At 57.0% G+C, this 15,369-nt stretch carries 15 protein-coding genes; 5 read left to right on the forward strand and 10 right to left on the reverse strand.

The genetic code is table 11. The features are described 5' to 3' along the window. Position 1 precedes the first annotated feature (1 nt). From glmM to rlmE, 4 genes are read right to left on the reverse strand one after another with little or no spacing between them, the layout of a single operon-like run. On the reverse strand, positions 2–1,336 hold the full coding sequence (glmM, locus tag G5229_RS17960) for a phosphoglucosamine mutase (RefSeq protein WP_421209895.1): 1,335 nt from the start codon (positions 1,334–1,336) through the stop codon (positions 2–4). 15 nt (positions 1,337–1,351) lie between these two features. Next, entirely contained in the window at positions 1,352–2,197 is an 846-nt protein-coding gene (gene folP, locus G5229_RS17965; protein WP_421209897.1) for a dihydropteroate synthase, read from the reverse strand. Between the two features lie 59 nt (positions 2,198–2,256). Next, positions 2,257–4,203: an ATP-dependent zinc metalloprotease FtsH gene (gene ftsH / locus G5229_RS17970; RefSeq protein WP_323913152.1), complete on the reverse strand. Its 1,947-nt coding sequence runs from the start codon at positions 4,201–4,203 to the stop codon at positions 2,257–2,259. A 45-nt stretch (positions 4,204–4,248) separates the two neighbouring features. Further along, complete coding sequence (gene rlmE / locus G5229_RS17975) at positions 4,249–4,878, reverse strand: 23S rRNA (uridine(2552)-2'-O)-methyltransferase RlmE (RefSeq protein WP_216951950.1); 630 nt, start codon at positions 4,876–4,878, stop codon at positions 4,249–4,251. A gap of 97 nt (positions 4,879–4,975) precedes the next feature. On the opposite strand from rlmE, the gene yhbY reads away from it, so the two are divergent. Together yhbY and G5229_RS17985 are read left to right on the forward strand one after the other, a co-directional pair. Continuing rightward, positions 4,976–5,272, forward strand: a complete 297-nt coding sequence (gene yhbY / locus G5229_RS17980) for a ribosome assembly RNA-binding protein YhbY (protein ID WP_033114153.1) — start codon at positions 4,976–4,978, stop codon at positions 5,270–5,272. A gap of 103 nt (positions 5,273–5,375) precedes the next feature. Then, positions 5,376–5,960, forward strand: a complete 585-nt coding sequence (locus tag G5229_RS17985; RefSeq protein ID WP_421209899.1) for a PilZ domain-containing protein — start codon at positions 5,376–5,378, stop codon at positions 5,958–5,960. A gap of 54 nt (positions 5,961–6,014) precedes the next feature. Here G5229_RS17985 and greA read toward each other — a convergent pair whose 3' ends face one another. The 3 genes from greA to pomA all read right to left on the reverse strand — a co-directional run bounded on the left by greA (position 6,015) and on the right by pomA (position 8,307). Beyond that, on the reverse strand, positions 6,015–6,491 hold the full coding sequence (gene greA, locus G5229_RS17990; RefSeq protein ID WP_216951952.1) for a transcription elongation factor GreA: 477 nt from the start codon (positions 6,489–6,491) through the stop codon (positions 6,015–6,017). A gap of 155 nt (positions 6,492–6,646) precedes the next feature. Next, positions 6,647–7,540 carry a flagellar motor protein MotB gene (locus tag G5229_RS17995; RefSeq protein WP_421209901.1) on the reverse strand — a complete coding sequence of 298 codons (894 nt, stop codon included), beginning with the start codon at positions 7,538–7,540 and terminating at the stop codon, positions 6,647–6,649. An 8-nt stretch (positions 7,541–7,548) separates the two neighbouring features. Next, a complete protein-coding gene (gene pomA / locus G5229_RS18000) occupies positions 7,549–8,307 on the reverse strand; it encodes a flagellar motor protein PomA (protein WP_216951954.1) in 759 nt (252 codons plus the stop codon). 210 nt (positions 8,308–8,517) lie between these two features. Between pomA and xseB the strand changes: the two genes are divergently transcribed. Genes xseB through dxs form a run of 3 tightly spaced genes read left to right on the forward strand, consistent with a single transcriptional unit; the run spans position 8,518 to position 11,550 of the window. Beyond that, positions 8,518–8,769 carry an exodeoxyribonuclease VII small subunit gene (xseB, locus tag G5229_RS18005; RefSeq protein WP_216951955.1) on the forward strand — a complete coding sequence of 84 codons (252 nt, stop codon included), beginning with the start codon at positions 8,518–8,520 and terminating at the stop codon, positions 8,767–8,769. Next, on the forward strand, positions 8,770–9,660 hold the full coding sequence (gene ispA / locus G5229_RS18010) for a (2E,6E)-farnesyl diphosphate synthase (RefSeq protein ID WP_216951956.1): 891 nt from the start codon (positions 8,770–8,772) through the stop codon (positions 9,658–9,660). 21 nt (positions 9,661–9,681) lie between these two features. Further along, positions 9,682–11,550: a 1-deoxy-D-xylulose-5-phosphate synthase gene (dxs, locus tag G5229_RS18015; protein ID WP_421205879.1), complete on the forward strand. Its 1,869-nt coding sequence runs from the start codon at positions 9,682–9,684 to the stop codon at positions 11,548–11,550. Positions 11,551–11,759: 209 nt separating this feature from the next. Here dxs and G5229_RS18020 read toward each other — a convergent pair whose 3' ends face one another. The 3 genes from G5229_RS18020 to G5229_RS18030 form a co-directional block, all read right to left on the reverse strand. Beyond that, positions 11,760–12,701 (reverse strand): ABC transporter permease, encoded by a 942-nt coding sequence (locus G5229_RS18020; protein ID WP_040068611.1) that lies wholly within the window; start codon positions 12,699–12,701, stop codon positions 11,760–11,762. 2 nt (positions 12,702–12,703) lie between these two features. Beyond that, positions 12,704–13,678, reverse strand: coding sequence for an ABC transporter permease (locus G5229_RS18025; protein ID WP_005349514.1), 975 nt, complete (start codon positions 13,676–13,678; stop codon positions 12,704–12,706). Positions 13,679–13,776: 98 nt separating this feature from the next. Beyond that, positions 13,777–15,333: an ABC transporter substrate-binding protein gene (locus G5229_RS18030; RefSeq protein ID WP_164536188.1), complete on the reverse strand. Its 1,557-nt coding sequence runs from the start codon at positions 15,331–15,333 to the stop codon at positions 13,777–13,779. Positions 15,334–15,369: the final 36 nt, after the last annotated feature.

Consider the following 15,369-nt stretch of genomic DNA (forward strand, 5'->3'; position numbering starts at 1 on the left):
ATTAAAACGCCGACTCAACCTGCTTGGCGATGCGCTGAGCCATGTCACGCACCTGCTGTTCATGCTCCCCTTCGACCATGACCCGGATCAGCGGTTCGGTACCTGATTTACGCAACAGTACGCGACCACGACCAGCCAGCTCCTGTTCCACCTTGGCAACCTCAGCCATGACAGCATCAGCGGCCAGCGGATCCTTGCCTTCGGCAAAACGAACATTCACCAGCACCTGCGGGAACTTGCTCATGCCGGAGCGCAGCTTGGCCAGCGGCATCTCGGCACTGCGCATGGCGGTAAGCACCTGCAAGGCGGCTACGATGCCATCACCCGTAGTGGTCTGATCCAGACAGATTATGTGGCCGGAGTTCTCGCCACCGATGCGCCAGCCCTTCTCTTCCATCATCTCCAGCACATAGCGGTCACCCACCTTGGCACGGGCAAAAGGAATACCCAGGGTTTGCAGCGCCAGCTCCAGACCCATGTTGGCCATCAGGGTGCCGACGACACCGCCTTTGAGGCGACCATTGCGCAGGGCATCGCGCGCGATGATATAGAGCACTTCATCACCGTCGATTAGATAGCCGGTATGGTCAACCATGATCAGACGGTCGCCGTCACCATCAAAGGCAACCCCCAGATCGGCCTTGTACTCCAGTACCTTGGCAACCAGAGCGTCAGGCGCAGTCGAACCGACACCATCGTTGATGTTGAGACCATCCGGGGAACAGCCCATGGTTATCACTTCAGCGCCCAGCTCGCGGAAAACCGAAGGCGCAATGTGATAAGTCGCCCCGTGGCCACAGTCGACCACCATTTTCACCCCATCCAGATTCATGTGGGAGGGGAAGGTGCTCTTGCAGAATTCGATATAGCGACCGGCTGCATCATCAATGCGGACCGCTTTGCCAAGTTCGGCCGACTCGACACACTTGAGCTCGTGATCCAGCTCGGCTTCGATAGCCAGCTCGACATCATCGGGCAGTTTGGTGCCATCGGCGGAGAAGAACTTGATGCCGTTGTCATAGAAGGGATTGTGGGAAGCGCTGATGACGATACCAGCTTCGGCACGGAAAGTGCGAGTCAGGTAGGCAACCGCCGGCGTGGGCATGGGCCCCATCAGAATGGCTTTAAGGCCTGCCGCGGAGAGCCCCGCTTCCAGCGCGGATTCCAGCATGTAACCGGAGATGCGGGTATCTTTGCCAATCAGCACCTTTTTGGTGCCCTTCTTGGAGAGCACCTTGCCGGCAGCCCAACCCAATTTCATTACAAAATCAGGGGTGATCGGGTATTCGCCAACCTTGCCGCGCACACCATCGGTACCGAAATACTTTCTTGCCATTGTCTGTTCTCTTTATTATCTGGAAATAAAATCTTGTCCCGTCATTGCCAGCCAACCGACGCGCAATGCGTCCATGGTCTCCCGTACATCGTGTACCCTGATGATGCGAGCCCCATGCTGCATACCGATAAGGGCGCATGCCAGACTGCCCGCCAGACGCTCATCCACCGGACGGCCCAGCAAGTTGCCTATCATAGACTTTCGCGACATCCCCACCAATAGCGGCAGGTCATAATCAAGTAGTTCCTTTTGAGCCGCCAACAACCGATAGTTGTGTGCAAGGGTCTTGCCAAAGCCATATCCCGGATCCAGCAACAGCTCTTCACGACGGATCCCGACCGCCAGACAAGCCGCAATACGCTCATCAAAGAAGGCGCGTACCTCCCCGATCAGGTCGTCATAGTGCGGCTCGACCTGCATCGTTCGCGGCTGCCCCTGCATATGCATCAGACAGACCGGAACCCGCGCTTCGGCCGCGGCTTGCAGTGCTCCAGGTTCTTGCAGTGCCCGCACATCGTTGATCAGATGGGCTCCCGCCTTGCAACCCTCCCGCATCACAGCCGCTTTGGAGGTATCGAGAGAGATCATCACATCCAGCTCACGGGCCATCTGCTCCACGACAGGAATGACCCTGTCCAGCTCCTCCTGCTCGCTCACATCGGGCGCACCAGGGCGGGTTGACTCGCCACCGATGTCAATGAGGGTCGCACCGTCAGAGACCATCTGGCGCGCATGAGCCATTGCCCGTTCAAACTGGTTGAAATTACCGCCATCGGAGAAGGAGTCGGGCGTCACATTGAGGATCCCCATCACATGGGGACGATCGAGAGAGAGGCTAAGCCCCTTGCTGGTTAACTGCATTTTCACGTCCATCTGATAAAGAAAAACCCCGGGCAAGCCCGGGGTTTGGAGAGTCACGATTATTTGGCCGGAGCGTCGTTGGCTTTGTCGATAGTGACATCCGCCACCGGTGCAGCCTCATCGGCAGGCTTGGCCTCGGCAGCCACGGTGGAACCGCCTTGCGGGGTATCACCGTGCTCGTCATGCCAGTTGCTCGGAGCACGAACCTCGCGACGCGCCATCAGATCATCGATCTGTTTGGCGTCGATGGTTTCATACTTCATCAACGCATCTTTCATGCTGTGCAGTACATCCATGTTATCCAGCAGGATCTGCTTGGCGCGGTCGTAGTTGCGATCAATGACCTGCTTCACCTCAGCATCGATGATGCGCGCAGTGTCGTCGGACATGTGCTTGGCCTTGGCCATGCTGCGACCGAGGAACACCTCGCCATCTTCTTCCGCATAAAGCATCGGGCCGAGACGCTCGGACATACCCCACTGGGTCACCATCTTGCGTGCAATCTCGGTGGCTCGCTCGATGTCGTTGGACGCGCCGGTCGAGACCTTCTCGGCACCGTAGATCAACTCTTCCGCCAGACGACCGCCATACAGGCTGGAGATCATCGACTCCAGATGCTGCTTGGAGTGGCTCCAGCGATCCTGCTCAGGCAGGTACATGGTCACACCCAGCGCACGGCCACGCGGAATAATGGAGACCTTGTAAACGGGATCATGATCCGGAACCACGCGACCGATAATGGCGTGACCGGCTTCATGATACGCAGTCATCTCCTTCTCGGACTCTTTCATCACCATGGAGCGACGTTCCGCACCCATCATGATCTTGTCCTTGGCCTTTTCGAACTCAGCCATGGAGACTACTCGGCGACTTTCGCGAGCAGAGAAGAGGGCAGCTTCGTTGACCAGGTTGGCCAAATCCGCACCGGAGAAACCGGGTGTACCACGGGCAATCAGCGCCGGATTGACGTCATCCGCCAACGGAACTTTGCGCATGTGCACTTTCAGGATCTGCTCGCGACCACGGACATCCGGCAGACCGACCACAACCTGACGGTCGAAACGGCCCGGACGCAGTAGTGCCGGATCCAGTACGTCAGGACGGTTGGTGGCAGCGATGACGATGATGCCTTCATTGCCTTCAAAGCCATCCATCTCGACCAGCATCTGGTTAAGGGTCTGCTCACGCTCATCGTGACCACCGCCCAGACCGGCGCCACGCTGGCGACCGACCGCATCAATTTCATCGATGAAGATGATGCAGGGGGAGGATTTCTTGGCCTGCTCGAACATGTCACGTACCCGGGAGGCACCGACACCCACGAACATCTCCACGAAATCAGAACCCGAGATGGTGAAGAAGGGCACCTTGGCCTCACCCGCAATGGCCTTGGCCAGCAGGGTTTTACCGGTACCGGGAGGACCTACCAGCAGTACGCCAGTCGGGATCTTGCCACCCAGTTTCTGGAATTTGCTCGGGTCGCGCAGATAGTCGACCAGCTCCTTCACCTCTTCCTTGGCTTCATCGCAACCAGCTACATCGGCAAAGGTAGTCTTGATCTGATCTTCACTCATCAGGCGAGCCTTGCTCTTGCCAAACGACATGGCGCCTTTGCCACCGCCGCCCTGCATCTGACGCATGAAGAAGACCCAGACACCGATCAGCAGCAACATCGGGAACCAGGAGATGAAGATAGAGGTCAGCAAAGACGGCTCTTCCGGCTTCTCGCCCATCACCTTGACGTTGTGATTGAGCATATCGTTGAGCAGCTGGGGATCCGGCGCCGGGATGATGGTGGTGAATCGTTCACCAGTACGCTTGACGCCATTAATGACCTTACCGTCCATCCGCACTTCACGGATCTGATCTTGGGTCACCTCTTTAACGAAGCTGGAATAGTCCAGCTGGCGACTGGTGGTATCGCTGGGGCTGAAGCTATTGAACACCGACATCAATACGACGGCGATGACCAGCCACAGGATTAAGTTTTTCGCCATGTCACTCAAATCAGTAACCTCGCAGACTGACAGTTAACGATGAAGGTTAGGGTACTACAGTTTAAAACCGGTAGCCACAATGTAGACTTCCCGTGATCTGGCGCGGGATGAGTCTGGTTTACGAATTTTAACGGCGGAGAAAAGTTTCCGAATTTCATTCAGATAGGCATCAAAGCCCTCCCCCTGAAACACCTTCACCACAAAACTGCCGTCACTGCGCAATACCTGATGACACATGTCCAGAGCCAACTCGACCAGATACATGGCACGAGCCTGATCCACCTGCTGGGTGCCGCTCATGTTGGGGGCCATGTCGGACATCACGACATCGACCTTGTCGGGTCCGACTCGCTCCAGCAAGGCACCGAGTACAGTTTCCTCCCGAAAGTCCCCCTGCAGGAAATCGACACCGGCAATGGGATCCATAGGCAGAATATCGCAGGCGATGACCCGACCCGATTCGCCAACCTGCTCGACCGCGAATTGGGACCAGCCGCCGGGGGCAGCCCCCAAATCCACTACCGTCATGCCATTTTTCAACAGGCGGTCTTTGCCCTGGATCTCGTCGATCTTGAAAACAGCACGGGAACGCAGCCCCAATTTCTGGGCTTTTTTGACGTATTGATCGTCGAAATGTTCTTTTAACCAGCGGGTGGAGCTGGCGGAACGTTTTTTCTGGGTCATGATAATCGGCTTTAAAAAACCACAAGGGTTATTAGTATTAAGGGCTAAGTGGGGGTAGAATACGCCCCTTTCAACCCTGACTTATGAAGAAATTGCGATGATTCTCAACAATAAACAGAAACAGTACCTCAAGGGCCTTGCCCACAGCCTCAAGCCTGTCGTCCTGCTGGGTCAGCACGGTCTGACCGAAGGTGTACTGGCGGAGATCGATCTGGCGCTGAACCATCACGAGCTGATCAAGGTTAAGGTTGCCTCTGAAGATCGCGAGATGAAACAACTGGTTATGGATGCCATCGTCCGTGAAACAGGCTCTGTAAAAGTACAGAGCATGGGTCATGTGCTGACCATCTATCGTCAGGCCAACGAACCCAAAATCCAGCTGCCTCGCAAGTAAAAGGAAAGAGCATTGCTCTTTCCTTATTTCACTTCTTCCCGAGTCGCTTGCCACAGTAGTCGCCAAGCCCTTAACCTGCGATGAATAGTTTCGGACACGTGCCATGGCTCACCATCCTATTCTGACCGACGATGAACTGACCATGTTGCGGGAGCTGGGATGCACGGAGGCGACCCACCTTCTGAGCGGACATCTCGACAACCCCATGCTTGGCTTGCTGCAAAAAGCCGAACAGCTGGTATTGGAAGCCCGCTATGCAGGCCATCAGTTGCGATTCCCCCTCACCTTTATCCAGAGAGAAGATGGCTTTGTCGAGCCTCGGCTCGCTGCGCCAGTGATCCGGGAGCTGGGGTTTGCCCAGCCAAGAGCTTGGAGACTTGCCCAGAAAGCGACACTGCAAACAGCTCATGGAGTACTCCAAGTGCTGAGCCTTTCGCTCAATGGCCTCATCGTGGAAGATCTGCCCACAGATATGATGGCGGATACTACCTTGCAGGGAACTCTGCAGATCGCCACAGAGGCGCCATTTCCCTTGCAGGCCAGGCTGGTGAGACGGGTCAAATCTAATGCAGACCGTGCAACCTGGGCACTCAGTTTCCAGATGAGCGAGGCAAACATAGAGCGACTTCGTCACTGGCTGTTTCAGCGCCATCAGGACACCTTCAACGACGCTTACCAACCAGCCTGAAGCGCAACAAACAGGGGAGCAAGTGCTCCCCCGTCTCATCCCGCATTAACTACATCAGATGTAGGCAACGTCCAGGATTTCGTACTCCACATCACCTGCGGGCGTCTTAACGAGCGCCACATCGTCCACTTCCTTGCCAATCAGAGCGCGGGCAATCGGAGAGTTGACAGAGATAAGGTTCTGCTTGATGTCAGCCTCATCGTCACCCACGATGCGGTAGATAACCTCTTCCTCTGTTTCGCTCTTGAGCAGGGTCACGGTGGCACCAAAGATGATGCGACCATTGTTGGTCATCTTGGTGACATCGATCACCTGGGCATTGGAGAGCTTGGCTTCAATTTCCTGAATGCGGCCTTCACAGAACCCCTGCTGCTCACGGGCGGCATGGTATTCGGCATTCTCTTTCAGATCACCGTGCTCACGGGCTTCAGCAATCGCTTCGATAATCTGGGGACGAAGCTCGGTCTTGAGATATTCGAGCTCTTCGCGCAGCTTCTCAGCGCCGCGAACAGTCATCGGAGTATGATTCATAGTCGAAACCTGGGTTGCTTGAAAATAGAAGCTGCGGCTATCTGTCAGGACGCCGCAGCACTCGGTTCGGATGGCGCATCTTAATATGAAGCCAACACAAAATCCATGTCGGCCCCCTGATGCAGATCCCGCTTTATCTGTTGCTCCAAGAAATATTACTTTCCTTCCGGTACCGAAATAGGAGAGGAAATGGTCGGTTTGCCCTGCATGATAGCGATCTCTACCCGTCGGTTCATCCGGCGATTCTCGGGAGTATTGTTGGGCACCAATGGTTGGGAATCGGCCATCCCCTGCACAATCAAGCGTCCCTGATCAAATCCTGGGACCTTGATCATCTGGTGTGCCACAGCCACTGCTCGCTGGGACGAAAGCTCCCAGTTGGACTGAAACAGCTCGTCCTCGGTCGCCACGTTGTCGGTGTGGCCGGATATGGTGATTTCACCCGGTACATCCTTGAGCAGGGTCGCGACCTTGCGAATAACCGGCCAGAACTGGGGTTGCAGAAACGCCGAGCCAGCCGGGAAGGAGGCTTTTTCCCTGATCCGGATAATAATCTGCTGTCCCAACGCCTCGATTTCGATGGCACCATCCTGGATCTGATCTTTCATCTGCTCGGCCAGCGCCTTTGCCAGGGTATTGGACTGCTGCTGCGCCTTCTGAGCATCCTGAGCTGTGTCCCCCCCCGTCTGCTTGCCATCACTCTTGTCCTGACCACCTGCCTGCTCGGCATCACCGGGCAAAAAATCCAGCTCGGTCTGGGTCATGTCCATGGTCTGCTGCATCACGGTATCAATCGGGGTTGGCTCTGGGCGGCCAGGACGGAACTCCTGGGCAATGACAGAAGTTCCCTTCGGAATATCTTTCACCTCAAGGATATTCTGGACCCCGAATGCCTTCTCCATGGACCCCGCAATCTGCTTGAACTTCTGCACATCCATCTCGGCAAAGGAGAGCAACAACACGAAAAAGCACATCAGCAGCGACATGAGGTCGGCGAAGGTCCCCATATAACCGGGCAGGCCGGGAGGCGGGCATTTGCAATCAGACATAGGGCTCCCTACTCACTGCCGTTGTTGCGTTTGGACTGGTTCAGATAGTTCTGCAGCATGGACTGGATCACCCGCGGGTTTTGGCCATCCTGGATCCCCATGATGGCATCGAGGATCAGCGAACGGCTAAGGCGCTCTTCGCCGCTTCGCAGTTCCAGCTTGTCGGCTATCGGGATGGCCAGCATGTTGGCTTCGATCGCACCATACAGAGTGGTCAAGAGGGCTACAGCCATGGCAGGACCGATAGATTTGGGATCACTCATATTGGCCAACATGGCCACCAGACCCACCAGCGTACCGATCATCCCCATCGCCGGGCCAAGATCCCCAAGGGTACGGAACACCTTGATCGCAATGACGTGACGTTCGGCAGTCAACTCGATATCCTTTTCCATCACTGCGCGCACTACATCGGCATCATGGCCATCCACCAGCATATCGATCCCTTTTTTCATGAAGGGATTGGGAATCTCGGCCGCTTCAAGCGCCAGAAATCCGCCTTTACGGGCGGCATCGGCAAGCTCAACGGCTTTAACTATGAGGTCTTCCAGCTTGTCGCCCTTGTACATAAAAGCTTTACCAGCGACCTTAAACGCCATCAGAAACTGGCCTAGGTTGAACTTCATCATGGCGATGAAGATGGAGCCCAATACGGTGATGTAGACCGATGGCATGTCGACGTACATGCTCATGGGGCCCCCCAGCAGCATGCCGTACACCACCACCCCGAAACCCAGCACTATCCCTATCAGACTGCCTAGATCCACGTCCCTACTCCTGTCACCGGTTCTTATGCCCAATTATAGTTTGTTGAATTTTCTGCTATTGCGACCCAAGCGGCAAGCATGCATCCACTGAGAATCATGGTTCATTATCGGCCAGTTTATCGAGAGTTTGAGGAGGCAGCGTTTTTCAGCCTCCCCCCGGTGGGCGGTCGATGTTAATATAAGCCGTTTTTTCAATTCCCGAGGATGGACATGGCCAGTAAAAAAATCGACCGTCTGAGTTTTGACGCCACTCTCGAAGAGCTGGAAACCATCGTTCATCAGCTGGAGCAAGGTTCCCTACCGCTGGAGGAGGCCCTCAAACAGTTCGAGCAGGGAATCCATCTGGTGCGGGCTGGCCAACAAAAGCTGGAGCAAGCCGAGCAGAAGATCCAGATCCTGCTGAGCAAGGCCGATGGCAGTGATCAGCTGACCCCCTTCCAGCCAGAACAAGGAGACGAGTGAGTGGCACTGGTCCATTTTTCCCGTCAGCATCGCCAGCGTATTGATGACTGCCTGTTGGCAAAACTTGAAGCTTTGCCACCCATGGCGCCTCGTCTGCGTGATGCCATGAAATATGGCCTGCTGCTGGGCGGCAAGCGGGTTCGCCCGTTTCTGGTCTACGCGGTCGGCGAAATGCTGGGCGTAAAGAGCGACCTGCTGGACGGCCCTGCGGCTGCCGTGGAGTGCATCCATGCCTACTCACTGCTGCACGACGATCTGCCCGCCATGGATGACGACGACTTGCGTCGCGGCCAGCCGACCGTTCACAAGGCATTCGATGAAGGCACCGCCATTCTGGCCGGTGATGCGCTGCAGACGCTGGCGTTCTCCATTCTGGCCGATCACCCCATGCCCGACTCCTTGATGGCCAACCGGGTGCGGATGCTGAGTACCCTCGCCCGCGCCTCCGGCTATCTGGGTATGTGTGGTGGTCAGGCACTGGACCTGCAGGCTGAAGGGCGCCAGATCACGCTTGCCGAACTGGAGCAGGTACACCGCCACAAGACCGGTGCGCTGATTGAGTGCGCCGTGGCGCTCGGCGCCCTGTGCAAAGCCGATGTCGATGACGCAACCCTGATTGCCCTGCAAACCTATGCCGCCGCGATTGGCCTCGCCTTTCAGGTGCAGGATGACATCCTCGACATCACAGGTGATACCGCCACCCTGGGCAAGCCGCAAGGTTCTGACCTGGCGCTGGAGAAAAGTACCTATCCGGCCCTGCTCGGACTCGAAAATGCCCGTGAGCTGGCTCGCGAACTGCATGGGAAAGCCTTAACAGCCCTGCAATCCTTGCCCTACAATACCGACATTCTGGAAGCGTTTGCCGATTACATCATCGAGCGAACCCACTAAACGCTGGATAACAGTAACAATATGAGCGTTGATATTAGCAATTTCCCCAACCTGGCCCTCGCGGACACTCCGGTCGAGCTGCGTTCCTTGCCCAAAGATCGGCTGCCGGTGCTGTGCAACGAGCTGCGCGAATATCTGCTGCGCTCTGTCAGCCGCTCCAGCGGACACTTTGCCTCCGGTCTCGGCACGGTCGAACTGACCGTGGCCCTGCACTACGTCTACAACACCCCGTTCGATCGGCTGATCTGGGATGTGGGCCATCAGGCCTATCCCCACAAGATCCTGACCGGGCGCCGTGACCAGATCCACACCATCCGGCAGAAAGATGGCCTGCACCCCTTCCCCTGGCGCGGCGAGAGCGAGTACGACGTGCTCTCCGTCGGCCACTCCAGCACCTCCATTGGTGCGGCGCTCGGTATGGCGGTCGCCGCCGAGAGTGAAGGGCTGGGTCGCAAGGTGGTAGCGGTAATTGGTGATGGTGCCATTACCGCAGGGATGGCCTTTGAAGCGCTCAACCACGCCGGCGATGTCCATAAAGACATGCTGGTGATCCTCAACGACAACGAGATGTCCATCTCCGAGAATGTCGGGGCGCTCAACAACCATCTGGCCCGGGTCATGTCCGGCAAGCTCTACACCACCATCCGCGAAGGCGGCAAGAAGGTGCTGGCCGGTCTGCCGCCGGTCAAGGAGCTGGCCAAGCGGGCCGAAGAGCACCTCAAGGGGATGGTGGTGCCCGGCACCCTGTTCGAGGAGTTCGGCTTCAACTACATCGGCCCCATCGACGGTCACGATATAGAAGCGCTGGTCGAGACCCTGCGCAACATGCGCAATCTCAAGGGTCCGCAGTTGCTGCACGTCAAAACCAAGAAGGGCAAGGGTTACGAGCCGGCGGAGAAAGACCCCATCGGTTATCATGCCGTGCCCAAGTTCAATCCTGACGAGTGTTCCCTGCCGAAAGCGAGCGCCGCCAAACCCACCTTCTCCGCCATCTTTGGCCAATGGCTGTGCGACATGGCCGCCAAAGACGAGAAGCTGGTCGGCATCACCCCTGCCATGCGCGAAGGCTCCGGTCTGGTGAAATTCAGCCAGCAGTATCCGGATCGCTACTTCGATGTGGCCATTGCCGAGCAACATGCAGTCACGTTCGCTGCCGGTCTTGCCATCGCCGACAAGAAGCCAGTGGTGGCCATCTATTCGAGCTTTCTGCAGCGCGCCTACGATCAGGTGATCCACGACGTGGCGCTGCAAGATCTGCCGGTGCTATTCGCCATCGACCGGGCCGGTCTGGTGGGCGCCGACGGCCCGACCCATCAGGGAGCGTTCGACATCAGCTTCCTGCGCACCGTGCCCAACATGGTGGTGATGACGCCATCTGACGAGAACGAGTGCCGCCAGATGCTCTATACCGGCTATCTTCAGCAAGGCCCTGTCGCCGTGCGTTACCCCCGCGGCAGCAGTCTGAGCGATTCCCCCATCTCGTCAGAGATGCAGGCACTGGAGCTCGGCAAGGGACGTATCCTGCGAGAGGGCAAGGGTACCGCTATTCTGGCCTTTGGCACCCTGCTGCACCACGCGAAAACGGCCGCCGAAGCGCTGGATGCCACCCTGGTGGACATGCGCTTTGTCAAACCGATGGATGAGGCGCTGGTGCTGTCGCTGGCGGCCAGCCACGATCACTTCGTCACCATTGAAGACAACGCCATCATGGGCGGCGCCGGTTCGGCGGTGAACGAGCTGCTGATGCGCAATAAACAGTGCAAGCCGGTACTCAACCTCGGCTTGCCGGATCGCTTCGTGGAACAGGGTACCCAGCAGGAGATCTATGCCCTGCTTGGTCTGGACGATGCAGGCATCCAGCGCAGTATCGAAAGCTGGCTGAAAGCCTGATAACGCTTAAAGCTATCAAGCAAAAGAAGGGCGCCTCACTGGCGCCCTTCTTGTTCTTCATAATCTAGAACCTGTTCAAGAACTGTTGCGAGAAGTCCGTCAACAAGGTAAAGAGCAGCGCAGGAACCGGAGTATATGTGAATACATGAGGATTCCGAGCAGCACATGAGCCTTGATCACGGCCTCGCAGTAAGTTCTTGCGCAGGTTATCAACCTTTGTAGATCTTGGGGTTAAACACATCCCGCAGCCAGTCACCCAGCAGGTTGATGACCAGCACCAGCACCACCAGACAGATGCCCGGGAAGGCGGTGATCCACCAGGAGCCGGAGAAGATGTAGTTGAAGCCGACACTGATAAGCGAACCGAGCGAGGGCTGATCAACCGGCATCCCCAGACCGAGGAAGGAGAGCGCCGCCTCGCTCATGATCGCGTTGGCCACCTGCACGGTGGAGATGACCAGAATGGGCGACAGGCAGTTGGGCAAAATGTGGCGGAACATGATGCGCGGGGCGCGGAACCCCATCACCTTGGCCGCTTCCACATACTCCTTCTTCTTCTCCGCCAGCACAGAGGCGCGCACAGTACGGGCGTACTGCGGCCACTCGGCGATACCGATGATCACCACCAGCATCATGATGGCAAACTTCGAGTAAAACTCGGAGCCAAATGTTGCCTGAAAGATAGCGGAGATGATGATCGCCACCATCATGGTGGAGAACGACAGCTGCACATCGGCAAAGCGCATCAGCAGGTTGTCGATACGACCACCGAAGTAACCGGCAATCAGACCGATGACGATACCAAGCACCAGCTGCAGCGCCACCGCAAACAGGCCGATGGTGAGGGAGATACGGGCGCCATAGAGGATGGTGCTCCAGATATCCCGCCCCTGGTTGTCGGTGCCGAGCCAGAAGCGCTCCTCGCCACCTTCCAGCCAGGAAGGTGGTAGCTCGGCATCCATCAGATCAAAGCTGGTCTGGTCATAGACGTTGTGCGGGGCGAGCCAGGGCGCCAGCAGCGCCGCCAGCACGAACACCACAAACACCGCAAAGCTGAACATGGCTACCTTGTCCCGCAGGAAGTAGTAGACGATGTCAGAGTTCTTGAAACGTGCCCAACGGCTTGGGCTTGCAGTTACAGCGTTACTCATGCTTACCCCTTGGCAGTCAGGTTAACGGTCGGGTTGATCAACCCGTAGAGCAGGTCGACCAGGGTATTGGTCACCACGAAGATCAGTCCCACGAAGATGACGTAGGCGGTGATCAGCGGGGTATCGACCCGGTGGATCGCCTCAAGAAACAGGAAGCCGGTGCCCGGCCACTGGAACACGCTCTCGGTCAGGATGGTGTAGGCCACCATGGTGCCGATCTGCACCCCGCCGACGGTAATGACCGGCAGCATGGTGTTCTTCAGAGCGTGCTGATAGTAGACCTTGTTGTTATCCAGCCCTTTGGCGCGGGCGAATTTGACGTACTCGGAGGAGAGCTGCTCCAGCATCTCGGAGCGCACCAGCCGGATAAACAGCGGCAACATGATGGAAGAGAGCGACACCGCGGGCAGGATCAGGTGCAGGATGCCGTCCCAGGTAAAGAAGCCCGACTCCCAGCCCAGCAGGTTACGGGTTTCACCGCGACCATAGGCTGGCAGCCAGCCCAGCTGGATGGAGAAGAGGTACATCAGCATGATGGCGGTCAAAAATACCGGGATCGAAATGCCGATACTGCTCCCCGCCATGATGATCTTGGTGGGTATGCTGCGCGGGCGGATCGCCGAATAGACACCGAGTGGAATGGAGACCACCACAATGATGAGCGCGGCAGCAAACACCAGCTCAAGGGTAGCCACCAGCTTGTCGAGGATCACCTCGAGAGCGGGTCGCTTGAAGAAATAGGAGGTGCCCAAATCCCCATGCACCGCATTTTTCAAAAAGCGGCTGTATTTGATGAGGAAGGGATCGTTAAGGCCCATCTTCTCGCGCAACTCGTGACGCTGGGCTTCGGAGACGGATTGTCCCACCAGCTCGCGCAACGGGTCACCCAGGTTGTCCTGGATGGAGAAGGCGACCAGGCTGATGACGAACATCACTATCACGGCCTGATAGAACCGTTTCAGCAGGAATGTAAACATGCTTGTCCTTCTACGTGGCCTGTGTCGTGGCACAGGCTTCTGTTAGTGGGCGGAGTGGCCAGCTGACCATCCCGCCCCGTCCTTCCTTAGCGCTTCTCTTACTTGCTGACCACCAGGTCACCCAGGTAAGGGAAGTTCATCACGTTGACCACCGGCTTGATATCGACGTTCTTCTTGGCGCCATAGGCCAGATCTTCCCAGTGCAACGGCACATAGGCAGCATCTTCGATCACCATGGCCTCGACCTTCTTCAGCATCTCGGCACGCTTGGCCGGATCGGTCTCGGCGTTGGCATCCATCACCAGCTTGTCAGCTTCGGCGTTGGCATAACCGGCGCAGTTGTACTGGCCCATACCGGTCTTGGCATCCTTGGTGAAGGTCAGGAACTCGAAGAAGTTCGCAGTATCTTCGGTGTCGGAGTGCCAACCGATCATCTGCATGTCCGCGGCACACTTGTCAAACTCGGGCCAGTACTGGGCTACCGGCATGGTCTTCAGATCCACCTTGATGTTGATCTTGGCCAGCATGGCAGAGACCGCCTGGGCAATCTTGACGTCGTTGACGTAGCGGGCCGCGGGGGCAATGAAGGTCATCTTGAAGCCTTTCTCGTAACCGGCCTCTTTCATCAGCTCCTTGGCCTTGGCCAGATCATATTGGGGCACCAGCGCCTCGTTGTGACCGGCATAGCCTTTCGGGCTCAACTGGCCAGCAGGGGTACCGAAGCCCTTGTTGATCTTCTCGACGATACCCACCTGGTTGATGGCGTAGTTGATCGCCTGACGCACGCGCTTGTCTTTCAGTGCCGGGTTGGTGTTCTGGTTCAGCTCGATGATGATGGCACGGGTACCGGACAGGGTAACCAGCTGAGAGTCCTTGCCATTCTTCACGCGCTCCAGATCGTTCGGCGCAACCGGATAGATCATGTCCACGTCGCCACCCAGCAGGGCTGCAACACGGGTCGCATCTTCCTTGATCGGCACCACGGTCAGGTTCTCGACGTTACCCTTGGAGGCCTTGTCCCAGTAGTTGGCGTTGCGGGCATAATCGAGCTTCACACCCTGCTCGCGGAACTTGACGGTGAACGGGCCAGTACCGGAGACGTGGGTAGAGGCAAAGGAGTCGCCATTCTTGACGATCTCGGCCTTGTCTTTGCCCGCTTCGGTCTTGCCGGTGTAGAACTTGGAGTCCATCGGGAAGATGTAGGTGACGGTCTGCAGCACCAGCGGGAAGGGCTTCGCGGTAATCAGATCGACGGTGTAGTCATCGACCTTCTTCACTTCGCTGATGGGATCGAAGATCGCCTTGAAGTCGACGGAGGATTTCAGGCGGTTGACGGTCCACACCACGTCGTCAGCGGTGAAGTCGTTACCGGAGTGGAACTTGACCCCTTTGCGCAGGTGGAAGCGGACGGTCTTATCGTCAATACGCTCATACTTCTCGGCCAGACGGGGCTCGAACTGCAGGTCCTGGGTGTAACGCATCAGGGGATCGAATACCAGGTGCGACATCTCCAGGGTCTGACCGGAGAGCTGCTCCTGCGGATCCAGCGAAGTGGCGTCAGAGGCGACACCCACCTTGATATCAGCGGCTGAGACACTGAAGGCGAAACCGGCGGCAAACAGCGCCAGGGCAATCTTGGACAATCCTTTCTTCATCTTGTTCTCCATGCTTTTGGCTTTCTTATGACACTT

This window comes from Aeromonas sp. 602396 (assembly GCF_049173735.1).
GTDB classification, from domain to species: domain Bacteria; phylum Pseudomonadota; class Gammaproteobacteria; order Enterobacterales; family Aeromonadaceae; genus Aeromonas; species Aeromonas veronii_A.